Source organism: Streptomyces sp. NPDC093065, assembly GCF_044754585.1.
Taxonomy (GTDB): Bacteria; Actinomycetota; Actinomycetes; order Streptomycetales; family Streptomycetaceae; genus Streptomyces.
The window spans coordinates 44,754-66,915 of the sequence record NZ_JBIVPJ010000005.1; the positions used below are offsets into that span (position 1 = coordinate 44,754).

21 protein-coding genes and 1 tRNA gene are annotated in these 22,162 nt (G+C 73.7%); 13 read left to right on the top strand and 9 right to left on the bottom strand.

Features of this window, described 5'->3' with window-relative positions:
• Positions 1-30 precede the first annotated feature (30 nt).
• From ACIQFU_RS11005 to mnhG, 10 genes are all read left to right on the top strand, one after another.
• The gene (locus ACIQFU_RS11005; protein WP_402550577.1) at positions 31-933 is read left to right on the top strand and encodes a LysR family transcriptional regulator; all 903 of its coding nucleotides are present in this window, start codon (positions 31-33) and stop codon (positions 931-933) included.
• 74 nt (positions 934-1,007) lie between these two features.
• A complete protein-coding gene (locus tag ACIQFU_RS11010; protein ID WP_271321574.1) occupies positions 1,008-1,367 on the top strand; it encodes an MmcQ/YjbR family DNA-binding protein in 360 nt (119 codons plus the stop codon).
• 165 nt (positions 1,368-1,532) lie between these two features.
• Positions 1,533-2,873, top strand: coding sequence for an MFS transporter (locus ACIQFU_RS11015; protein WP_402550578.1), 1,341 nt, complete (start codon positions 1,533-1,535; stop codon positions 2,871-2,873).
• Positions 2,874-2,978: 105 nt separating this feature from the next.
• Positions 2,979-3,052 (top strand) — tRNA-Pro (locus tag ACIQFU_RS11020).
• 116 nt (positions 3,053-3,168) lie between these two features.
• Positions 3,169-6,072, top strand: coding sequence for a Na+/H+ antiporter subunit A (locus tag ACIQFU_RS11025; RefSeq protein WP_402550579.1), 2,904 nt, complete (start codon positions 3,169-3,171; stop codon positions 6,070-6,072).
• Positions 6,069-6,833 (top strand): Na(+)/H(+) antiporter subunit C, encoded by a 765-nt coding sequence (locus ACIQFU_RS11030; protein WP_402550580.1) that lies wholly within the window; start codon positions 6,069-6,071, stop codon positions 6,831-6,833. The genes ACIQFU_RS11025 and ACIQFU_RS11030 overlap by 4 nt, the downstream gene beginning before the upstream one ends.
• Positions 6,830-8,536, top strand: coding sequence for a Na+/H+ antiporter subunit D (locus tag ACIQFU_RS11035; RefSeq protein WP_402550581.1), 1,707 nt, complete (start codon positions 6,830-6,832; stop codon positions 8,534-8,536). The genes ACIQFU_RS11030 and ACIQFU_RS11035 overlap by 4 nt, the downstream gene beginning before the upstream one ends.
• Positions 8,533-9,132 carry a Na+/H+ antiporter subunit E gene (locus ACIQFU_RS11040; protein ID WP_402550582.1) on the top strand — a complete coding sequence of 200 codons (600 nt, stop codon included), beginning with the start codon at positions 8,533-8,535 and terminating at the stop codon, positions 9,130-9,132. Before ACIQFU_RS11035 ends, ACIQFU_RS11040 begins: the two co-directional genes overlap by 4 nt.
• A gap of 26 nt (positions 9,133-9,158) precedes the next feature.
• Positions 9,159-9,446 (top strand): monovalent cation/H+ antiporter complex subunit F, encoded by a 288-nt coding sequence (locus ACIQFU_RS11045; protein ID WP_402550916.1) that lies wholly within the window; start codon positions 9,159-9,161, stop codon positions 9,444-9,446.
• Entirely contained in the window at positions 9,443-9,808 is a 366-nt protein-coding gene (gene mnhG, locus ACIQFU_RS11050) for a monovalent cation/H(+) antiporter subunit G (protein WP_402550583.1), read from the top strand. The genes ACIQFU_RS11045 and mnhG overlap by 4 nt, the downstream gene beginning before the upstream one ends.
• Before the next feature lie 13 nt (positions 9,809-9,821).
• Here the strand turns inward: mnhG and ACIQFU_RS11055 are convergent, their stop codons facing one another.
• The 8 genes from ACIQFU_RS11055 to ACIQFU_RS11090 form a co-directional block, all read right to left on the bottom strand.
• The gene (locus ACIQFU_RS11055; RefSeq protein WP_164713147.1) at positions 9,822-10,349 is read right to left on the bottom strand and encodes an NUDIX hydrolase family protein; all 528 of its coding nucleotides are present in this window, start codon (positions 10,347-10,349) and stop codon (positions 9,822-9,824) included.
• 80 nt (positions 10,350-10,429) lie between these two features.
• A complete protein-coding gene (locus ACIQFU_RS11060) occupies positions 10,430-11,578 on the bottom strand; it encodes an amidohydrolase family protein (protein ID WP_402550584.1) in 1,149 nt (382 codons plus the stop codon).
• 1 nt (position 11,579) lies between these two features.
• Positions 11,580-12,980, bottom strand: coding sequence for a glutamine synthetase (locus ACIQFU_RS11065; RefSeq protein WP_402550585.1), 1,401 nt, complete (start codon positions 12,978-12,980; stop codon positions 11,580-11,582).
• 112 nt (positions 12,981-13,092) lie between these two features.
• Positions 13,093-13,974 carry a hypothetical protein gene (locus tag ACIQFU_RS11070; RefSeq protein ID WP_402550586.1) on the bottom strand — a complete coding sequence of 294 codons (882 nt, stop codon included), beginning with the start codon at positions 13,972-13,974 and terminating at the stop codon, positions 13,093-13,095.
• Positions 13,975-14,080: 106 nt separating this feature from the next.
• The gene (locus tag ACIQFU_RS11075) at positions 14,081-14,731 is read right to left on the bottom strand and encodes an endonuclease (protein WP_402550587.1); all 651 of its coding nucleotides are present in this window, start codon (positions 14,729-14,731) and stop codon (positions 14,081-14,083) included.
• Positions 14,732-14,733: 2 nt separating this feature from the next.
• Entirely contained in the window at positions 14,734-15,066 is a 333-nt protein-coding gene (locus tag ACIQFU_RS11080; RefSeq protein ID WP_402550588.1) for a DUF3140 domain-containing protein, read from the bottom strand.
• A complete protein-coding gene (locus ACIQFU_RS11085) occupies positions 15,012-15,332 on the bottom strand; it encodes a WhiB family transcriptional regulator (protein ID WP_402550589.1) in 321 nt (106 codons plus the stop codon). The genes ACIQFU_RS11080 and ACIQFU_RS11085 overlap by 55 nt, the downstream gene beginning before the upstream one ends.
• A gap of 63 nt (positions 15,333-15,395) precedes the next feature.
• A complete protein-coding gene (locus tag ACIQFU_RS11090; RefSeq protein WP_402550590.1) occupies positions 15,396-16,205 on the bottom strand; it encodes a lysophospholipase in 810 nt (269 codons plus the stop codon).
• 179 nt (positions 16,206-16,384) lie between these two features.
• Here ACIQFU_RS11090 and ACIQFU_RS11095 point away from each other — a divergent pair, with 179 nt between their 5' ends.
• The 3 genes from ACIQFU_RS11095 to ACIQFU_RS11105 all read left to right on the top strand — a co-directional run bounded on the left by ACIQFU_RS11095 (position 16,385) and on the right by ACIQFU_RS11105 (position 20,022).
• Entirely contained in the window at positions 16,385-17,572 is a 1,188-nt protein-coding gene (locus ACIQFU_RS11095; protein WP_402550591.1) for a thiolase family protein, read from the top strand.
• A 90-nt stretch (positions 17,573-17,662) separates the two neighbouring features.
• Positions 17,663-19,186: a long-chain fatty acid--CoA ligase gene (locus ACIQFU_RS11100; RefSeq protein ID WP_402550592.1), complete on the top strand. Its 1,524-nt coding sequence runs from the start codon at positions 17,663-17,665 to the stop codon at positions 19,184-19,186.
• Between the two features lie 62 nt (positions 19,187-19,248).
• Positions 19,249-20,022 carry a sulfite exporter TauE/SafE family protein gene (locus ACIQFU_RS11105; protein ID WP_402550593.1) on the top strand — a complete coding sequence of 258 codons (774 nt, stop codon included), beginning with the start codon at positions 19,249-19,251 and terminating at the stop codon, positions 20,020-20,022.
• On the opposite strand, the gene ACIQFU_RS11110 is transcribed toward ACIQFU_RS11105, so the two are convergent.
• Positions 19,949-22,069, bottom strand: a complete 2,121-nt coding sequence (locus ACIQFU_RS11110) for an MDR family MFS transporter (protein WP_402550594.1) — start codon at positions 22,067-22,069, stop codon at positions 19,949-19,951. The genes ACIQFU_RS11105 and ACIQFU_RS11110 overlap by 74 nt on opposite strands.
• Between the last annotated feature and the right edge of the window lie 93 nt (positions 22,070-22,162).

Sequence of the window (22,162 nt, forward strand, 5' to 3'; positions counted from 1 at the left end):
CACCCCCGGTGACCTGAGAGAATCGATCCCATGATCGAGGCGCGGCGGCTGCACATCCTGCGAGCGGTGGCGGACCACCGCACCGTGACGGCGGCTGCCGCCGCGCTGTACCTCACCCCCTCGGCGGTCTCCCAGCAGCTGGCCGCCCTGGAGCAGGAGACCGGCCACCGCCTGGTCGAGCGCGGCGCCAAGGGCGTACGGCTGACCCCGGCCGGGGAGATCCTGCTCAGCCACACCAACGCCGTCCTCGCCCAGCTGGAGCGGGCCGAGGCCGAGCTGGCGGCCTACGGCTCGGGCGAGGCCGGCACGGTCACGGTCGCCTCCTTCGCCACCGGCATCGCACTCGTCGTCGCGCCCGCCCTGGCCCGCCTCGCCGCGTCGGCGCCCGGCATCCGCATCCGCGTCCAGGACGCCGAGGGCGACGCCAGCCTGCCGATGGTCCTCGACCGGCAGGTCGACGTGGCCGTCGCCGTCGAGTACCGCGGGGCGCCGCCCGCCGACGACCCGCGCCTGACCCACGTCTTCCTGTACGCCGAGCCCTTCGACGCGGTCGTGCCGGTCGCCCACCGTCTCGCCGACGCCGAGGAGGTCCCGCTGGCCGAGCTGGCCAAGGACACCTGGATCGGTCCCTACCCGGGCAACCCCTGCCACGACGTGGTCGTGCTGGCCTGCGAGAGCGCCGGGTTCCAGCCCCGCCTCGAACACTCCTCGGACGACTTCCGCGCCGTGGTGTCGCTCGCCGCGGCCGACGCCGGCGTGGCGCTCGTCCCGCGCTCGGCGCTGCACGGCACCGACCTCACCGGGGTGGTCGTCCGCCCCGTCGACGGAGTCGCGCCCACCCGCCGCGTCTTCGCGGCCGTACGCCGGGGCGCGGAGGAACATCCGCTGATCCGCCCGGTCCTCGACGCGCTCGGCGAGGCGGCCCGGGCCTGAGGGTCGGCGGTCCGCTGTACGGGGCCCTCGCGGTCACCGGGTGGTTGTCAGTGGCCGCCGATAGCGTGCCTGTCATGCCGGACGCAGAAGACGTACGCCGTATCGCCCTGTCCCTGCCGGACACGACGGAGAAGACGGCCTGGAGCATGCCCACCTTCCGGGTCGCGGGGAAGATGTTCGCGACGCTGCCCGAGGAGGAGACCTCCCTCGCGGTGCGCTGCCCGAAGGAGGAACGCGACGAACTGGTGCTGGCGGAACCGGAGAAGTTCTGGATCGCCGGCCACGAGGCGCAGTTCGCCTGGGTACGGGCCCGGCTGGCCGCCCTTGAGGGCGAGGACGAGCTGCGCGACATCCTCGCCGACTCCTGGCGGCAGGCGGCCCCGACCCGGCTGCTGGAGGCGCACCCCCGGCTGGGGCTGCCCGCCGGGGGCTGAAAACCCCTCGGGCGTTGTCAGAGCCCCGTGGCATGATCCGAAGACGTGCGTGACAGCCGGGACCGGAGGGGGGTTCCGGCTGCCGGACGCATGGTGCGAGCGGGATCGACGGGGGTGCACGGGGCGGTTCGCCGGCGGAACCGGCGGGGGAGGGGAGAGCGCACGATGGCCGGTACGTCGTCACAGACCGGGCACGGGAGCGGGGCCGCGGGCGGGAGTCCGACGGCGGCGCGAGCCGTCTGGTCGCGGGACTTCGCGCTGTTCTTCACTGCCCGGGCCGTGGCCCGGCTGGGCGACACCATGCTGCCCGTCGCACTCGCCGCCGGCCTGCTCCAGCACGGGTACGGGGCGGGCGCGGTCGGCCTCGCCATGGCGGCGACGGCCGCCGCCTTCGCCGGTCTGGTCGTCTTCGGGGGAGTCCTCGCCGACCGCTTCAGCACCCGCAAACTGATGATCGGCGCCGACCTGGTACGGCTCGGCACCCAGGCCCTGGCCGCCGCGCTGTTCTTCTCCGGTCACGTCGTGCTCTGGCAGATCTGCGCCATCGGATTCGCCAACGGCGTCGCGGGCGCCGTCTTCCAGCCCGGCGTCGCCAGCACCGTCCCCCGGCTCGCCACCGACGTCCAGGGCGCCAACGGCGCGATACGCGTCGCCGAGTCCGCCGCCCAGCTCGCCGGCCCCGCCGTGGCGGGTCTGCTGGTCGGTTTCGCCTCCCCCGGCGGGGTCTTCGCCGCGCACGCCACCACGTACGCGATCAGCGCCCTGTGCCTGCTGCTGCTCCGGCTGACCCCGCTCGCGCCGGGGAGCCGGGCGGTGTCCGGCCGCGGGAGCAGGGCCTTCCGTGCCGACCTGGTCCAGGGCTGGCGGGAGTTCCGTGCGCGCAGGTGGCTGTGGAGCGTCATCGCCGTCTGGTGCGTCTACATGATCGCCGTCTGGGGCCCGACCGTGCCGCTGGTCGCCACCGAGGTCGTCCAGGAACACGGACCGCGCGCCTACGGACTGGTCAACTCCGCCCTGGGTGCCGGCACCGTCGTCGGCGGCCTCCTCGCCCTGCGGCTCAGGCCGGTGCGCATGCTCCGGGCCGGCGCGATCGCCCTCGTCGGCTTCGCCGCCTTCCCCGCGAGCGTCGGTGCCGGGCTCGGCCTGCCCGCCATGGCGGCCGGAGCCGCCGTCGCCGGGGCCGGTATGTCCTTCTGGGGCGTGATGTGGGCGACCAGCGTGCAGACCCAGGTCCCGCCGGACGTCCTCAACCGCATCCACTCCTACGACGTGGCGGGATCCCTCGCGATGATGCCGGTCGGGCAGGCGCTCGCGGGCCCGGCCGCCTCCGCCCTCGGCGCCGACCATGTACTGCTCGTCGCGGGTGCGGCCAGCTTCGCCGTGTGCGCGGCCCTGCTCCTGATACCGGCGGTGCGCGGACTGGTGCGGGTGGACGCGGCTGCGGCGGGATCGGGTGTGACGCCGGCCGGGGCGGTGCGGGCGCCGTCCAGCACGCAGAAGTGCTGACGCGGCCGGACCACGCCCCGGAAAAGCGATGCGCGACCACCGGCCCGAGTGCGGTATGGTTTTCCTGCGCGTTCGGCCGGGGGAAACCCCAGGTCAGGCGGGCAACGGGACGTGGCGCAGCTTGGTAGCGCACTTGACTGGGGGTCAAGGGGTCGCAGGTTCAAATCCTGTCGTCCCGACTGGAGACAGTCTTTGATCGAGGGGCGGTTTCGGAGAGATCCGAAACCGCCCCTCGATTGTTCTCCCTGCGGCGTGCCTGGGCGCTCAGGCGAGATGCCCGATATATCACTGTCGGGTGTCCGTGCTCATCCTCTGCCACTTCGCGCTCGCGCTGTTCGCCGCGCCGTTGGTGAGATGGTGCGGAACCCGTGCCTTCCTCGTGCTGGCCCTGCCGCCCGCCGCGGCGACCGTCTGGGCCGCCACCCGGTGGAGCGCGGCGGCAGCGGGCGGCACCGACACCGTCGACTGGCGCTGGCTGCCCGCCTATGGCGTGGACTGGGCGCTGAGACTGGACGCCCTCGCCGAACTGATGGTGCTGCTCGCCGCGGGCGTCGGCACCCTCGTCCTGGTCTACTGCGCCTCCTACTTCGACGACCGCTCACGGCAGCTCGGCAGGTTCGCCGGGAACCTCCTCGCCTTCGCCGGGGCGATGCTCGGCCTCGTCCTCGCCGACGACCTGGTCCTGCTCTACATCTTCTGGGAACTGACGACCGTCTTCTCCTACCTGCTGATCGGCCAGACCAGCGACCACAAGCGCAACCGGCGCAGCGCCCTGCAGGCCCTGACCGTCACCACGCTCGGCGGCCTGACCATGCTCGTCGGCCTCCTGCTCCTCGGTCACGAGGCGGGCACCTACCGCATCTCCGGGATCCTCGCCGACCCGCCGTCCCCGTCGGCGGCACTGTCCACGGCGATCGTGCTGATCCTCGTCGGCGCCCTCTCCAAGTCCGCGATCTGGCCCTTCAGCCTCTGGCTGCCCAACGCCATGGCCGCCCCCACCCCGGTCAGCGCCTACCTGCACGCCGCCGCCATGGTCAAAGCGGGGGTCTACCTCATCGCCCGGCTCGCCCCCGCCTTCGCCGACGTCACACCCTGGCGCCCGCTCCTGCTCGTCCTCGGCTCGGTGACGATGCTCTTCGGCGGCTGGCGGGCGCTCAGACTGCACGACCTGAAACTCGTCCTCGCCTACGGCACCGTCAGCCAGCTCGGCTTCCTCACCGTCCTCACCGGCGCGGGCCGCCACGACACCGGCCTCGCCGCCACCGCCATGATCCTCGGGCACGCCCTGTTCAAGGCGCCGCTCTTCCTGGTCACCGGCATCGTCGACCACGCCACCGGCACCCGCGACCTGCGGGGGCTCTCCGGACTCGGACGCCGGCTGCCCGCCGTGTGCGCCGTGGCCGTGGTCGCCGGGCTGTCCATGGCCGCCGTGCCACCCCTGCTGGGCTTCACCGCCAAGGAGGCCGCATTCCAGGCGCTCCTGGACGGGAGCACCGGCGACCGCTGGGCGCTGGCCGCGACCGTCCTCGGCTCCGCCCTGACCACCGCCTACACGCTGCGCTACCTGTGGGGCGCCTTCGCCCGCAAGCCCGGCCTCCCCGACACCGACGCGCACCCCGTCCCGGCGGCCTTCCTGGCGCCGCCCGTCGTACTGGCCCTGGCCTGCCTCGTCCTCGGCCCCGGCGTGCCCTGGCTCCAGGGCCTGCTGGGCACCTACGCCGGGCAGTTCCCCACCCCCGCACACCCCTACCACCTGGCGCTGTGGCACGGAGCGGGCCTCGCCCTCGGCCTGTCCGGCGCCGCCTGGGCGGGCGGGATCCTGCTGTTCCTCGCCGCGACCCCCGTCGCGCGGGCCGGGCAGCGGCTCGCCTGGCGCTCCGCCGACCTCGTCTTCGGACGGATACTGCTCGCCCTGGAACGCACCGCCCTGCAGTGCACCGGGCTCGTCCAGCGCGGCTCGCTGTCGGTGTACCTGGTGACGACCATGAGCGTGGTCCTCGCCGGCCAGATCGCCGTGCTCGTCGTCGACGAGCCCTGGACCGGTGTCCCCGCCCCGAGGCTCTGGGACCATCCCTCCCAGGCCGGTGTCGCCCTGCTGACCTGTGCCGCGGCCCTGCTGTGCCTGCGCGTACGGCGCCGGATGAAGGCCGTCGTCTTCGCCGGTCTCACCGGCTACGGCACCGCCCTGCTCTTCGTCGCCCAGGGCGCGCCCGACCTCGCGCTCACCCAGTTCTGCGTGGAGACCGTCTCCATGATCGTCTTCGTGCTGGTGCTGCGCCGCATGCCGGTGCGCTTCGAGGAGACCTTCAGCCGGTGGCGGCGGCTGCTGCGCATGCCGGTGGCGCTCGCGGGCGGCGCCGCCGTCGCCGTGGTCGTCTGGATCATGGCGGGCCACCGCCGGGCCGACAGCGCGGGCGCCGCGATGGTCGAGGAGACCGCGCACCACGGGCTGAAGGACGTCGTCGCCACCATCCTCGTCGACCTGCGGGCCTGGGACACGATGGGGGAGTCCGCGGTGCTCGCCGCCGCCGCGATCGGCGTCACCAGCCTCATCTACCTGCACCGCCGCGCCGACGGCGCCGAGCAGCCCGTACTGCCGCTGCCCGGCGACCACCCGCACGCCGGACTGCACACCGCCTGGCGGGCGAGCCGCTACGAGTCGGCGGGCCTGCCCAGCGGCGACGAAGGGGCCCCGGAGCGGAACTGGCTCGCCGCCAGCGCCACCCTCGCCCCCGAGCGCCGCTCCCTCGTCCTGGAAGTGGTCGCCCGCCTCATCTTCCACCCCGTCCTCGTCCTCTCCGTCTACCTGCTGCTGTGCGCGGAGAACCTGCCGGGCGGCGGCTTCGTCGCGGGCCTGACCGCCGGCGTCGCCTTCATCGCCCGCTACCTCGCCGGCGGACGGCACGAACTCGCCGACGCCATGCCCTTCAAACCGGGCCTGTTCACCGGCCTCGGCCTCTTCCTGTCCACCGGCGTCGCGCTGGGCGGCCTCGGCGAGGGCACCGTGCTGCACGGCTGGACCTGGCACGGGCACGTGCCCGTGTGGGGCGACGTCCACATGTCCACCGCCGTCCTCTTCGACTGCGGGGTCTACCTGCTCGTGCTCGGCGTGGTCCAGGACATCGTGCGGGCCCTCGGCGCCCGGATCGACCGCCAGATCGAACGGGCCGCCCCGCGCCCGGAGCCGGGCCGCGCATGACCGTCAGCCTCTCCCTGCTGGTGGCCGCCGCCGTCCTCAACGCCGTCGGCGCCACCCTGCTGCTGACCCGGTCCCTGACCCGGATCCTGCTCGGCGCCGTCGTCCTCGGCAACGGCGTCAACCTGCTGGTCCTCGCCGCCACCGGCAGCGCGGGCGACGCACCGCTGCTCTACCCGCACATCATCCGCAACCGCGTCACCGACCCGCTGCCCCAGGCCATCGCCCTCACCGCCATCGTCATCACCCTCGCCACCACCGCCTTCCTGCTCGCCATGGCCTACCGCAGCCACCAGGTCACCGGCTCCGACGAGATCAGCGACGACACCGAGGACCGGCTGGTCGCCCTGCGCGCCGAGTTCCTCGACCGGCGCGGCGAACTGCGCGACCGGTACCGCGAGGCCCGCGCCGGGGACGGCGGCGCCGACGCCGAGCAGCGCGCCCGCTACCGCGAGGCACGCAAGCGGCTGCGCCGGCGGGTCCGCGAGGAACGCGCCTACCAGGCCCGCGCCAACGACGTCTCCGGCAACCTCTGGAACGACATCCTCGGCGCCGACCCCGAGGACTACCGGGAAGGCCGGGAGCTGGGATCCACCGACGCCGCCGGCCGCCCCGGACCGGCCCCGGCCCGCATCGTCGGGCCCTCCAACGACCCCGAGGAGACCGGCCGCGAACCCGACTCCCGCCCCGGCGAGGACGCCGGCCACCCGCCGCCCGAGCAGCCCGACGACCCGGGCGGCGCCGGCACGGAAGGAACCACGTGAACGCGCTCGTCCCGCTCCCCGTCCTGCTGCCCCTGTGCGTCACGGGCCTGAAGCTGGCCATCGGGCCCCGGCTGCACCGGTTCCAGCGCTTCATCAGCATCGCCGTGCTCGGCGCGGTCCTGGTGCTCTCCGTGGTACTCATGGTCGCCGCCGACCGGCACGGCCCGCTCAGCGTGCACCTGGGCGACTTCGCGCCGCCGGTCGGCATCACCCTCGTCGCCGACCGGCTGGCGGGACTGATGCTCACCGTCTCCAGCGCCGTCACCCTCCTCGTCCTCGTGTACTCCCTGGGGCAGGGCATGGCCGACCGCGACGACCAGGCGCCGGTCGGCGTCTTCCACCCCGCCTACCTCATCCTCGTGGCCGGCGTCTCCTGCACCTTCCTGGCCGGGGACCTCGTCAACCTCTACGTCGGCTTCGAGATCATGCTGGTCGCCAGCTTCGTACTGCTCACCATCGGCGGCACCGCGACCCGGATCCGGGCCGGGTCGACGTACGTGATCATCTCGCTGTTCTCCTCCGTGCTCTTCCTGGTCGCCATCGCCATGACCTACGCCGTCGCGGGCACCGTGAACTTCGCTCAGCTCGCCCAGCGGCTGCAGGAGGCGCCCGTCGGGGTGCGCACCCTGCTGGAGGCGATGCTGCTGACGGTCTTCGCGATCAAGGCGGCGGTGTTCCCGCTGGCGGCCTGGCTGCCCGACTCCTACCCGACCGCGCCGGCCCCGGTCACCGCGGTCTTCGCCGGACTGCTGACCAAGGTCGGCGTGTACTCGATGCTGCGCACCCAGACCCTGCTCTTCCCCGGCCACCGCCTGAGCGACGTGCTGATGCTCGCCGCGCTCGCCTCCATGGTCGTCGGCATCCTCGGGGCCGTCGCCCAGACCGACCTGAAGCGGGTGCTGTCCTTCACGCTCATCAGCCACATCGGCTACATGGTCTTCGGCATCGCGCTCGCGGGCGGGGGCGGGATCAGCGGGGCGATCGTGTACGTGGCCCACCACATCACCGTGCAGACCACCCTGTTCCTCGTCGCCGGACTCATCGAGCGGCGCGACGGCACCACGGAACTCACCCGCCTCGGCGGCCTGGCGAAGGCGGCACCACTGCTCGCCGTGCTGTTCTTCGTGCCCGCCATGAACCTCGCCGGCATCCCGCCGCTGTCCGGGTTCATCGGCAAACTCGGCCTGATGCGGGCCGGTATCGACGCCGGCGGCGCCTGGGCCTGGGCGCTGGTCGCCGGGTCCGCCGCCACCAGCCTGCTCACCCTGTACGTCATGGCGAAGGTCTGGAACCTCGCGTTCTGGCGCGACGCGCCCCCCGGCGCCGAGGAGGAGGGCGTGGTGCTGGAGTCCGCCGAGGACGACGACTCGGGCGACGACGAGGAGGGTGACGAGCGGGAAGGGGGAGCGGCGGGCTCCGGCAAGGCGGCGGGTTCCGGCGGGGTGGCCGGCTCCGGCGGGGTGGCGGGCTCCGGGGGCGATCTGCCGGTGCCGGCGGGCGCCGTGGTCGCCGCGGGCTTCCTGGGCCAGTCCATCACCACCACCAAGCGCCTGCCCTGGCCCATGCTCGCGGCCACCGGGGTCGCCGTCGCCCTCGGCCTGTCGTACACGGTGCTCGGCGGCCCCCTCACCACCTTCACCCAGGCCGCCGCCACCGAACTCCTCGCCCGCACCCCCTACATCGAGGCGGTGCTCGGCCGGTGAGCAACCTCTTCCGCGACCGTTCGCCCTACAGCTGGTCCTTCCGCGTGGGCCGCGGCCGGCGCGTGCTCGACCTGCCGCTCGTCGGCTGGCTCACCGTCATCTGGATCCTGCTGTGGGGCACCCCGTCCTGGGCCAACCTCGTCAACGGCGTCCTCGTCGCGGTCTGTCTGTGCCTGGCCTTCCCGCTGCCGGTCGTGGACATCGGCCTGCGGCTGCACCCGCTGGGCATCCTGCGACTGGCCGCCTACCTGCTCTACGACATGTTCTCCTCCAGCGTCGAGGTCACCCGGCAGATCTTCGCCAAGGGCCCCTACCACGCCGCGGTCGTGGCCGTCCCGCTGCGGGTGCGCAGCGACCTCATGCTCACGGCCACCGCCGTCGCCGTCTCCAACGTCCCCGGCGGCTCCGTGATCGAGCTGCGCCGGGAGACGGCCACCCTGTTCCTGCACGTCCTCGACGCGGCCAACCCCGGTGAGATCGAGGGCGCCCAGCGGCAGGTGTGGCGCATGGAGGAACTCGTCGCCCGCGCCTTCGGCACCGCCGAGGACATCGCCGACTCCGCCCGCCCCGTACCGGAAGGTGACCCCTCCCCGTGACCACCCTGCACGCCGTCGAGGACGCCATGCTCGCCGCCTCGCTCGCGATGATCCTCGTCGCCGGCGCCCTGCTGCTGTACCGGATCTGGTACGGCCCCTCCATGCTGGACCGTGCCGTCGCCCTCGACGTGCTCGCGGCGCTCATCATCGCCGGCATCGGCGTCAAGGCCGCCCACGACCGGGACTCCTTCTACTTCCCCGTGATGCTGGTGCTCGCCTTCCTCGGCTTCAGCGGCTCGGTGGGCATCGCACGCTTCATCGCCGTACGCGACCGGCCCTCGGTGCGGCCGGACGGCAGGCAGGACCACCGGTGAACGCCTGGGCGGACGCCGCCGACCTGGTGGGCACCCTCCTGCTGCTCCTCGGCTGCCTGCAGTGCCTGCTCGGTGTGATCGGCATGCTCCGCTTCCCCGACGTGCTCTCCCGCAGCCACGCGGCGACCAAACCGCAGACGCTGGGGATGCTCCTCGTGCTCGCCGGGGTGGGACTGCGCCTGCGTCACGGCACCGACGTGGGCACGCTCGCGCTCATCGTCTTCTTCCAGTTCCTCACCAGCCCGGTCGCCTCCCACCTGGTGGCCCGCTCCGCCTACCGCACCGGCCAGACTGGCTCCCGGGGCCTGCTCCGTGACGACCTGGACCCGCAGCTGAGCGACGGGGACCGGCGGGAGGAGTAGCCCCGGGGAGCGGTCAGCCCACGCAGCCCACGTGCGCCAGCGCCTGCTTCAGCAGCACCCCGTGCCCGCCCGGCATCTCGCTCCGCACCGCCTCGGACAGGGCCTCGCGCGGATCGAACCAGACCAGGTCGAGGGCGTCCTGGCGGGGGCGGCAGTCGCCGGTCACCGGCACCACGTAGGCGAGCGAGACCGCGTGCTGCCGGGGGTCGTGGTAGGGGGTGACACCGTGCGTCGGGAAGTACTCGGCCACCGTGAACGGCTGGAGCGAGGACGGCACCCGGGGCAGCGCCACCGGACCGAGGTCCTTCTCCAGGTGGCGCAGCAGGGCGTCCCTGACCCGCTCGTGGTGCAGCACCCGGCCGGAGACCAGCGTCCGGCTGACCGTCCCGTCGGGTCCGATGCGCAGGAGCAGGCCCACACTGGTGACTTCGCCGCTGTCGTCCACGCGTACGGGCACGGCCTCGACGTACAGGATCGGCATGCGGGCGCGTGCCATCTCCAGCTCGTCCGTCGTCAGCCAGCCCGGCGTGGTCTCGGTCATGTCAGACATCGCTTGATCATACTTTCAGCCGTTCGTGAGTCCCGGGCGGCGCTCCGGGACTGTGACCCGTCCCACGCCGCTCAGCCGTCGTCCGCCGGACCGCCGGGGAGCCCGTAGACCCGGCGGGCATTGTCCCGCCCGGCCCAGCGGACCAGGCGCAGCGCGTCCGGCAGGGACAGTTCGTCGGCGTCCAGCCGCTCCTGCAGCAGTCCCGCCAGCCCCTGGCGGAAGGCGAGCGCTCCCAAGTGGTGGAACTCGGCCACCCCGTAGGCGTCGGAGCTGTACAGCAGCTTGCGGAACGGGGTGATCTCCAGCGCCTCCGCGAGAATCGCGCCCGCCCGCGCCGGACCGACGTGGTGCAGGGTGAGACCCACGTCCAGGTGCACCCGCTCGAAGACCGCCGCCAGATAGGCCGCCTGGCGCTGGTAGGGCCAGCAGTGCAGCAGCAGGACGGGGATCGTGCCGGCGGTCAGGTGCAGCCAGTCGGTCAGCAGGGTGGGGTCCACGCGGTGCATGCGGATGTCGGCGTCCCCGAACCCCGTGTGCAGTTGCAGCGGCCGCCCGAGGTCCACGGCGGTCCACAGCAGGTCCCGCACGAGCACCGGGTCGTCGAGCCGGCCGCCGCCGCGCGCGAGCCAGCGCCGGGCTGCCTCGGTGATCTCGGCCGGCGAGGGACGGGCCGGGTCCAGGTCGAAGCCGGTGCGGTAGGCCGCGACCGACTTGACGCCCACCACGCCCGGCCGCCGCACCGCCTCCCACGCCGCCGTACGGAACGCCCCCGCGTACGCGTCCGGCTCGACTCCGCCCTCCGCCACCGACTCCGCGACACCCTCCAGCCGGACCACCTCGTACGCCGTCGCGCCCGCCGCCGCGGCCAGCTCGGCCGGATCCGTCACCGGGTGCGGGGCGTACCCCGTGTCCACGCAGAACACGCCGGTGCCCGCGGCCCGCAGGAACCTCCGGTTGACCTCGGCGGCGCCCAACTCCGCGCGCCGCGCCAGGTAGGCGTCGGCGGGGGCGTGGCGCGGCAGGTCCAGCAGCGGCGCGCAGTGCCGGCGTACGGCGAGACCGACGGGGCTGTCGAAGGGGGAGACGCCGGGCCACGCCTCGCCCTCGGTGAGCAGGGACTCGAAGCCCGCGCGGTCCAGGTCGCCGGTGACCGCGCCGTGGCAGTGGTGGTCCACCAGCTCCAGCCCGGCGAGCCGCTCCTGCACCGGTCCGGCGGCCATCTCAGTACTTCCAGCGGTAGGCCGCCGCCACGCCGTCGTCGTCCAGCCCCTCGACCGCCCCGGCCTCGCCCAGCCGTACGGCGGTCACCGCGTCGGCCAGCACCGGGCCCAGCGCGGTCCTGAGCACCTCGTCCGTGCGGAACGCCGCCACCGACTCCGCGAGCGTGACCGGCAGCCGCCGCACGCCCCGGGCCGCCGCCTCGGCGGGGTCGAGCCGGGCCGGGTCGCCGGTGATCTCCTCGGGCAGCGGCGCGGTCGAGGCCAGCCCGTCCAGGCCGGCGGCGATCACCGAGGCGAGGGCGAGGTAGGGGTTGGCGGCCAGGTCGACCGGCTTGACCTCCAGGTTCGCCGCGCGGTCGCGGACCCCGGCGGTGCCGGTGACGATCCGCAGCGCGGCCTCGCGGGTCTCCCGGCCCCAGGCGGTGAACACCCCCGCCCACTGCGAGGGGCGCAGCCGCAGGGCGCTGGCCGGACTCGGCGCGGTCATCGCGGTGAGCGCCGGGAGCCGGCCGAGTACCCCGGCCACGAAGGACTCGGCCTCGGCGGTCATGCCGTACCGGCCCGGGCCGCCCGCGTGCAGGTTCGTCCCGTCGCGCCAGGCGGACAGATGGAGATGCCCGCCGTTGCCGACGCCCTGCCCGAGGACCGCCGGGGCGAAGGAGACGCGCAGTCCGTGCCGCCGGGCCACCGCCCGGATCGTCTGCCGCACCAGCATGCTGTGGTCGGCCGCCGCCACCGGGTCGAGCGCGCCCACCGAGATCTCGAACTGCCCCGCCGCGTACTCGGGATGGAACTGCTCCACGTCCACGCCCTGCGCCGCGAGCGCGGCCAGCAGGTCGGCGGCGCAGTCGCTCAGCTCGATCTGCCGGGTGGCCCCGTACGCCGGTCCGGACACCGCCGGGACGAACGCGTCGCCGTCCGCGTCGCCCCGGCCCACGACCCACTCGATCTCGACGGCGGCCTTGAACGTGACGCCGTGCCGCCCGGCCGCCCCGGCCGCGGTCCGGCGGAGCACGGTGCGCCCGCACGCCGGATGCGGTGCGCCCTCCTGCGTGATCCGGTCGACCGGAGCCCACGCCCAGCCGGGCTGCGCCGCCAGCACGGTCAGGCGGTCCAGGTCGGGGTAGAGGCGCAGGTCGCCGTCGGGGGAGCCGAGGACGTCGGTGGTGACGATCGAGTCGTCGGCGAGGAAGGTGTCGAACACCGGTGACATGCCGACGCCCCAGGCCGCGGCGGAGGCGAGCTTCGCGGTGGGCACGGTCTTCACCCGGGTGATCCCGGCCGTGTCGACGTAGGCCAGTACGACGCCGTGCACGCCCTGCCCGGTCAGCTCGCCGCTCAGCGCGGTGGCCCGCTCGACCTCGCCGGGGCGCCCGCCGGGCACGGGGTCGCTCTCGCTCACGTCTCGGCTCCTTCGCGCGTGCGCCGTCCGTCGCGGACCATTGTGCCGTCCGGTGATCACGCTGTCCGGGTTTCGCCGGATGTGCGCACGACGCGGTGGAGGCCGCCCGGGGTCAGTCCAGGTTGGTGGGCTGCGGCGAGGGGGTCCCGCCGTCCAGGACGGTCTGCAGGCGCTCGGTGCCCTGGCGCACGCCCCGCTCGACGGAGGAGCTCTGACCGCCGTCCGGGCCGCCGGCCGTGACGGTCAGGGCGGAGGTGTCGACGCGTACGGCGGCGACGTCCAGGGTGAGCGTGACCGGGGTGCCGTCGGTGTCGCCCTGCACGGTCACGTGCAGGCCCTCGCGGGCGTCGCCCACGTCGGGCACCGAGGCCTCGGTCACCTGGACCGTGCGCTTGGCGCCGCCGGAGTCGGTCGCGGTGAACTCGTCGCACTTCTGCGGCAGGGAGTGCATCCACTTCAGGCGGTCGTCGAGACCGGCGCGGTCGTAGCCGGCGACCTGCTCCAGGAGCCGCGAGTCGCCCTGCTCGAAGCCGGTGAGCGCCGACGGCCCCGACGGCTCGCCCAGGAAGTTGTCGCGGTAGAGCCCGTCGAGCAGCTGCTGGCAGTCCGCCGCGTCGGCCTTGGCGGTGAGGAAGTCGGCCACGTCGACCTTGCCGACGAGCAGCCGGTCGCGCCACTTGTCCGCGTCCTCGACCTGGTTCCAGTCGTCCTCCAGGTCGGCCTCGGTGAGCAGGGCGGCCTTGGCGCCGGACTCGGTGAGGGCGCCCGCAGAGGCACTGGGGGAGGCGCTGGGCGAGCCGGTCGGGGAGGTCGTGGGGGAGCCGCTAGGGGTCTGCCGCGCCGCGTTCTGCTCGGCGATCCCGGCCTGTTCGGCGGCGGTGTCCGAGGCGCCGTCCGAACCCCCGCCGTCCGAGCAGGCGGCTGTGGTCAGCAGCGCGCCCGCCGCCAGGGCGGAGGCCAGGAGACGGGCGGGGTGGGACGGACGACGGCTCATCGCGGGATGCCTCCTGGGACGGGAAACGGTGTCCTCAGCGCATCACCGGGGCCGGGGGCGCACCAGCGCAGGGGGCTGTCCGGGTGACGGCGGCCCGGCCGCTCGCTCAGGCCGCGTGGTGGAGGGTGTCCTCGGCCACTTCCTTGTCCACCGCGGCGCGGACGAGCGCCGCCGCGAGGACGGCCGGTTCCGTCTTCCCGGCCAGCTCGACGAGCCGGTCCCGGTTCCCGGGCAGGCCGAGGCGCTCCGCGCCCTGGAGGGCCTTGCGGTCCAGGTAGGGCGCCGCCTCGGGCCACACCAGCTGGGCCTCCCGCAGGAAGATGTCCGCGCCGGTCGGTCCCACTCCGGGGAACTCCTGGAGCAGTCGCCGTACCGCGGAGACGTCGCCGTCCGCCTCGTCGCGCAGCCTGCGCAGGTCCCCGCCCCACCGCTCGGTCACCAGTTCGGCGGCGTCGCCGAGCTGGGTGGCGGTGCGCTCGTCGTAGCGCCGGTATCCGCCCCGGCCGAGCGCGTCCACCCGTTCCTGCCAGGTGGCGCCGGCCATGCGGCGCGGGTCGCGCAGCCCCGCCTCGCTCAGGGCGCGGGCGGTGGCGACCGCGATGGAGGCGCTGATGCGGGCGCTGAGCAGGTGCGCGAGGACCAGCAGCCGGTACAGGGGCTGCGGGGTGTCCTTCAGCCGGATGCCCGCCTCGTCGGCGTAGGTCTGCCCGTGCGCGTCGACGAGTTCGCGCACGATCCGCCGTTGGTCGCGGCTCACGGCTACGGCTTCAGCGGGTCGTGACCGACCGTCATGAGCTGGTGCCGCAGACGGGTGTCGTCGGACGCGGGCTCGTTCTCCACGTCGGCCCGCGAGGTCACGGTGTCCACGACCTTGCGCATCGCGCGCAGGTCGTCCTCCGTCAGGTCGGTGCGCCGCTTCTGGAGGATGGCGAGGACGTGCTGCCCGAGGGGCGGCCCGGCGTCGTCGGGCAGCGGTTCGGTCAACTCGCCGGAGTCGCGCACCCGGAGCCAGTCCGCGAGTTCCGCGGAGGTCATGTTCACCACGCGGTGGAAGTCCTCCCACAGTGCGTCGAGTTCGAGGGCGTCGGCCATGAGGGGTCCCTCATTTCGTCGTGCGTACGTGCGTGTTGCGCGGTCAGCCGGAGCAGTGCGACGCGCTCCGCCTCGTCGGTGCCGCCCCACACGCCCGACGTCTGCCCCGACTCCAGGGCGAAGGCCAGGCACTCGGGGGTCACCGGGCATCTGGCGCAGACCCGCTTGGCGGCCGCCGTGTCCCGCAGGGCGGGCCCGGCGGTGCCCACCGGGAAGAACAGATCGGGGTCCTCATCCACGCAGGCGGCGCGGCGCAACCACTCCATGCGGGCGCGGGTGCCCATGGGGCGCGGGGGGCAAACTCCCGGCGCGGTCCGGGGGCGCCCCGGTCAGCGGGCGAGTGCGCCGTCCAGGAAGCGGGTGACGTCCGCGAACACCGCGTCCCGGTTGGTCTCGTTGAAGAGCTCGTGCCGGCCGCCCGGGTAGATCCGCTCGGTCAGGTCGCCGCCGCTCAGCGGCTCGACGCCGACGCGGCTGCCGGGCAGCGGCACCAGCCGGTCGTCGTCCCCGTGCACCCACAGCAGCGGCAGCCGGCCGACGTCGCCGCCCTCGGCCACGGTCTCCAGCGTCCGCACGAACGCCTGAAGCGTCGGCCGCTTCATCGGCCCGTGCCACACCAGCGGGTCCGCCGCGTACGCCGCCCCGATGGCCGGGTCGCGGGAGAGCGAGGCCGGGCTGATCGGGGTGTCCGGGATCTCCTCCAGGGCGAGCAGCCGGCGCGGCAGCTCCCAGTCCCCGATGACGGGCCCGGACAGCACCAGCGCCGTCAGCTCGCCGGGGTGCCGCTGGGCGTAGCGGGAGGCGATGAGACCGCCCATGGAGTGTCCGACCATCACGAGGGGCAGGTCAGGGTGGGCGGCGCGGGCGAGACCGGCCGCGGCGCGCACGTCCGTGACCACGTCCTCGAAGTCCTCGATGACCACCCGCTCGCCGTCCGAGCGCCCGTGCCCCATGTGGTCCGGGGCGTAGACGGCGGCGCCGTGGCCGGTGAGGACGCCGGCCACCTCTTCGTAGCGGCCGGAGTGCTCGCCGTAGCCGTGGACCAGCAGCGTGACGTACCGGGGGCGCGCCGCGGACCACTCGCGGACGGTGATCCGTCCCCGTGTTCCGGTCAGGGTGTGCTCGCGGGCCTCGGCCATGTCTCCTCCGGCGGCGTCGGTGACGGTCCTCCGGAGGATCTTCCCAGGACGGCGTCCGGCGGTCTATAGTCGAAAACTAGCAGTGCTAATTAAGGGTAGTGCTCATCAAGGTTCGCGGTGGTCGGCGCGGCGGCGGTGCGCCGTGCGGTGACCGCGCGACGACGGTCAGGAGTCCCCACGTGCGTCCCGTCCACTTCGCGGCCGCCCGCCGCACCCCGATCGGCAAGCTGCGCGGTTCCCTGTCGACCGTGCGGCCCGACGACCTCGCCGCCGCCGTGATCCGGGGCCTGGTCGCCGGCGTGCCCGCACTCGACCCGGCCCGGGTCGACGACGTGTACTGGGGCGCCGCCAACCAGGCCGGCGAGGACAACCGCAACGTCGCCCGGATGGCCGCCCTGCTCGCGGGCCTGCCCGAGACCGTGCCCGGCGCCACCGTCAACCGGCTGTGCGCGTCCGGACTCGAGGCCATCACCACCGCCGCCCGCACCATCGCCGCAGGCGAGGCCGACATCGTGCTCGCGGGCGGCTCCGAGTCCATGAGCCGCGCCCCCTTCGTGCTGCCCCGCCCCGACGAGGCGCTGCCGCACCGCATCGAGACCGCCGACACCCGGCTCGGCTGGCGCCTGGTCAACCCGGCGATGAAGGACCTGCACGGCCTGCTGGCCATGGGGGAGACGGCCGAGGAGGTCGCCGAGCGGTACGGCGTCCCGCGCGGGCGCCAGGACGCGTTCGCCCTGCGCAGCCACCGTCTCGCCGCCGAGGCCCGCAAGAACGGCCACTTCGACGACGAGATCCTCCCCGTGGAGCGCCCCGACGGCGTGGTCGTCGACACCGACGAGTGCGTCCGCGAGGACACCTCCCTGGAGAAGCTGGGGCGCCTGAAGCCCGTCTTCCGCCCCGGCGGCACGGTCACCGCGGGCAACGCCTCCCCGATGAACGACGGCGCCGCCGGCCTGCTCCTGGTCAGCGAGGAAGCCCTGAACGACCTGGGCCTGGAGTCGCTGGGCCGCTATGTCGCGGGCGGCTCGGCCGGCGTCCACCCGGACGTCATGGGCATCGGCCCGGTCCCCGCCACCCGCAAGGTCCTCGCCCGGGCCGGCTGGAGCGTCGGCGACCTCGCGGAGGCCGAGTTCAACGAGGCCTTCGCCGCCCAGGCCCTCGCCTGCGTCGACCGGCTCGGCATCGACCCCGACCTGGTCAACCCCACCGGCGGCGCCATCGCACTGGGCCACCCGCTCGGCTGCTCCGGCGCCCGCATCCTCACCACCCTGCTCCACCGCATGCGCCGCACGGGGGCCGGCCGCGGGCTGGCCACGATGTGCGTGGGCGTGGGGCAGGGCAGCGCGGTCCTCGTCGAACGCCACTAGGACCGTCCCAGCCGTAGAGCCACCCTCCTTGAGCCACCCCCCTCAGCCACCCCCTCTGCAGAGCCGCAGCAAGGAACGGAGCAACACCCCATGGCAACCCTCTCCGTCGCCGCCGTCCTCGCCGAGAACGCCCGGCGCCGTCCCGACAAGGAGGCGCTGGTCGAGGGCGACCTGCGGCTGACCTTCGCCGAGGTGTGGCGGCGGGCCCGCGCCCAGGCCGGTGCCCTCGTCGGCCTGGACGTCCGGCCGGGGGACCGGGTGGCGCTGATGGCGCCGAACACCGCCGACTTCCCGCAGGCCTACTACGCCGTCGCCGCGGCCGGCGCCGTCGTCGTCCCCGTGCACCTGCTGCTGTCGGCGGCCGAGGTCGAGCACGTCCTGCGCGACAGCGGTGCCACCCTGCTGCTGTGCCACCCGGCGCAGGCGGAGACCGGGGCCGCCGCCGCGCGGGCGACCGGCGTACGGATGATCACGCTCGGCGAGGAGTTCGGCAAGCTCGCCGCGGACGCCGAGCCGCTGCCCTCGTACGTCACCCGCAACGCCGACGACCCGGCCGTGGTCTTCTACACCAGCGGCACGACCGGCGTCCCCAAGGGCGCCGTGCTCAGCCACTTCAACCTGGTGATGAACGCGACGGTCAACGCCTTCGACGCCAACGACATCCGCCCCGACGACGTGGCGCTCGGCGCACTGCCCCTCTTCCACGCCTTCGGCCAGACCGTCTCCCTGAACTCCACCTGGCGTGCGGGCGCGACCCTCGTCCTGCTGCCGCGCTTCGACGCGGCGCGCGCGATCGAGCTGATGGTGAAGGAGGGGGTCAACACCTTCCACGGGGTGCCCACCATGTTCGTCGCCCTCGCCGCCGCGGCGGCCGGTGCCGAGGCCCTGCCGCGACTGCGGGTGTGCGTCTCCGGCGGCGCCTCGCTCCCGGTGGCCGTCCTCGAACGGTTCGAGGAGGCGTTCGGGGCGAAGATCTACGAGGGGTACGGACTGTCCGAGACCTCGCCCGCGGCGTCCGTGAACCAGCCGGTGTTCGGCGCCAGGCCCGGCACCATCGGCCACCCGCTGTGGGGCGTGGACGTGGAGATAGCCCGCGCCGAGGTCGAGCACACGGTGGAACTGCTGCCGGCCGGTGAACTGGGCGAGGTCGTCGTCCGCGGCCACAACGTCTTCTCCGGCTACCTCGGCCGCCCCGAGGCCACCGCCGAGGCACTGGTCGACGGCTGGTTCCGCACCGGGGACCTGGGCACCAAGGACCAGGACGGGTTCCTCAGGATCGTCGACCGCAAGAAGGACGTCATCATCCGGGGCGGCTACAACGTCTACCCGCGGGAGGTCGAGGAGGTGCTGATGCGCCACCCCGGCATCGCCCAGGTCGCCGTCGTCGGACTCCCGGACGAACTGCACGGCGAGGAGATCTGCGCGGTGGTCGTACGCGCCCCCGGCGCCGAGCCCGGAACGGCGCCGGACGCCGGCGAGGTCACCGAGTGGTCCAAGCAGCACCTCGGGCGGCACAAGTACCCGCGCCGGGTGGAGTTCGCGGACGAACTTCCCCTCGGACCGAGCATGAAGGTACTGAAGCGGGAGCTGCGCGTGCGGTACACCGACCGCTAAGGATCAATGGGCGAGACGGTGCTTACGGCACCGGGTGGGTGCGCATAGCATCGATCCCCGCAATGGACACCATGACGCTCTGGCACCTCACCGGTTGGGAATTCGCCGCCCTCGCCTTCGCCGCCCTGCTCGTCGGCTTCTCCAAGACCGCGGTGAGCGGGGCCAACACGGTCAGCCTCGCGATCTTCGCCGCGGTCCTGCCGGCCCGCGCCTCCACCGGCATCCTGCTGCCGGTGCTGATCGCCGGTGACGTACTCGCCGTCCTCACCTACCGGCGCCACGCGCACTGGCCCACCCTGTGGCGGCTGTTCCCGGCGGTGGGCGTGGGCGTGGTCGTCGGCACCGTCTTCCTGGTGTGGGCCGACGACGCGGTCGTGCGCACGTCGATCGGCGTGATCCTGCTGCTCATGGCCGCGGTGACGGTGTGGCGCCGGCGGCAGGCCGACGCCGCCCAGCGGCCGGAGGAGGTCGCCTCGCGCACCGGCCGCGTCAAGGCCCGCTCGTACGGCGTCCTGGGCGGGTTCACCACGATGGTCGCCAACGCCGGCGGCCCGGTGATGTCGATGTACCTGCTGTCCGCGGGGTTCAGGAAGCTCGGCTTCCTGGGCACGTCGGCGTTCTTCTTCCTGATCGTCAACGTCTCCAAGCTGCCCTTCAGCGCGGGCCTCGGCCTGATCGACGGCCACTCGCTGCTGCTCGACGCGGCGCTGGTCGTGTTCGTCGTGCCCGGCGCGTTCCTCGGCAAGTGGGCAGTGGACCGGATCAACCAACGCCTGTTCGAGCGTCTGGTGATCGCGGCGACGGTTGTGGGCGGTCTGCAACTCCTGCTCGCCTGACCCGCTGCGGGAGACCGTTGGAGAGATCCTCCACCAGCAGGCGCTTGGCGATGGCGTCGACGGCGGCGCGCAGCTCCGCGTCCGTGGGGCGGCCGATGTCCCGCTCCACCCGGTCCTCCAGCCAGGTCGCCCACGCCCGGCCGATCACCAGCGCCTCGCGCGCGCCCGCCTCGGTGTGCGAGAGCAGGGAGCCGTGGCGGGTCAGGAACCCCTCCTCCACCATCCGGTCGAAGACCGGCAGCAGTACCTCCGGCGGCATCCGGCGGCGGGCCGCGATCAGACCGAGGCTGGCGTGCCCGACCAGCCGCGTGAACAGGTCCACCTGCATCACCGCCCAGGCGCCGGCGACATCCAGCCGGGTGTCGCTGTCCGCGACGATCCGGCGCGCGGTGTCCAGCTCCGTGCCGCCGACGATCTTCCCTACGGAGGCCTCCAGCGTCCGCCTGCTGCTCGCGTCGTGCGGTGAGGCGAAGCCCTCGCCCATGTCCGTGGAGCCCGCGCGGGCGCTGTCGCGCAGCGGGACCTGCTTGAGGAACAGGGCGACGACGAAGCCCAGGACGGCGACCGGCACCGTCCACAGGAACACGGTCGAGATGGTGTCCGCGTACGCGCCGACGATCGGCACCGAAGCCGGGGACGGCAGCCGGTGCACACCTTCGGGGCTGGTCGCCGCCCGGCCGATCACCGACGGGTCGGCGGCCCCGGTGCGGGCCGCCGCCGCGACGCCGTCGCGCAGGTTGGGGCCGAGCGCGTTGGCGTAGATGGTGCCGAACACGGCGGTGCCGAAGGAACTGCCCAGTGTGCGGAAGAAGGTGACGCCGGAGGTCGCGGTCCCGAGGTCGGTGTAGTCGACGGTGTTCTGCACCGCGATGGTCAGCACCTGCATGGACAGCCCGATGCCCGTGCCGAGGACGAACATGTACAGCGACTCCAGCCCCGCGCCCGTGGCCGGACCCATCAGCGACATCAGGTACAGGCCGAGGCCCATCACCAGCGTGCCCGCGACGGGGAACAGCCGGTACCGTCCCGTCTTGCTGACCACGTTGCCGCTGAACACCGAGGCGATCAGCAGCCCCGCCACCATCGGCAGCGTCCGCACCCCGGAGACCGTGGCCGAATCCCCGTCGACGTACTGCAGATACGTCGGCAGATACGTCAGCGCGCCCAGCATCGCGAAGCCGACGATGAAGCTGAGGACCGAGCAGACCGTGAACACCGGGTTGGAGAACAGCCGCATCGGCAGCATCGGTTCGGCCGCCCGGGCCTCCACCCGGCAGAACAGGCCGAGCGCGACCAGCCCGCCCGCGAACAGACCGATGATCACGGCCGAGCCCCACGCGTACTCGTTGCCGCCCCAGCTCGTCGCCAGGATCAGCGCGCTCGCGCCCACCGCGACCAGCGCGATTCCCAGGTAGTCGATGACGGGACGGGCGGCCGACTTCACCACCGGGATGGTGCGGGCCGCGGCGATCACCACGGCGACCGCGATCGGCACGTTGACGTAGAACGCCCAGCGCCAGGACAGGTGGTCGGTGAACAACCCGCCAAGGAGCGGACCGATGACGGTCGCGACCCCGAACACCGCGCCGATCGCGCCCTGGTACTTGCCCCGCTCCCGCAGCGGGACGACGTCCGCGATCAGCGCCATCGCCGTCACCATCAGGCCGCCCGCCCCGACGCCCTGCACCGCCCGCCAGATGATCAGCAGTGGCATGTTCGTCGCCAGCCCGCACAGGAAGGAGCCGGTGATGAACACGACCGCGGACACCTGGAAGACGACCTTGCGGCCGAACAGGTCGCCGAACTTGCCGACCAGGACCGTCGCCACGGTCTCCGCGAGCAGGTACGAGGTCACCACCCACGACATGTGCTCGGCACCGCCCAGGTCCGACACGATGGTGGGCAGCGCGGTGCCCACGATCGTCTGGTCCAGGGCCGCGAGCAGCACCCCGAGCATGATCGTGACGAAGACGACGTTGCGGCGCCGCCGGTCCAGCACGGGCGGCTGGGCGGCGGCGGTCCGCGGCGCTTCCTCGGCGACTGTCACGCGGCCACGATCACACCGGTGCACCGGCCACGCATGCGGGGACGGTCCGCCCGGGTACGCCCGAGGGCCCGGTCAGGAACCGGCAGGGACCGG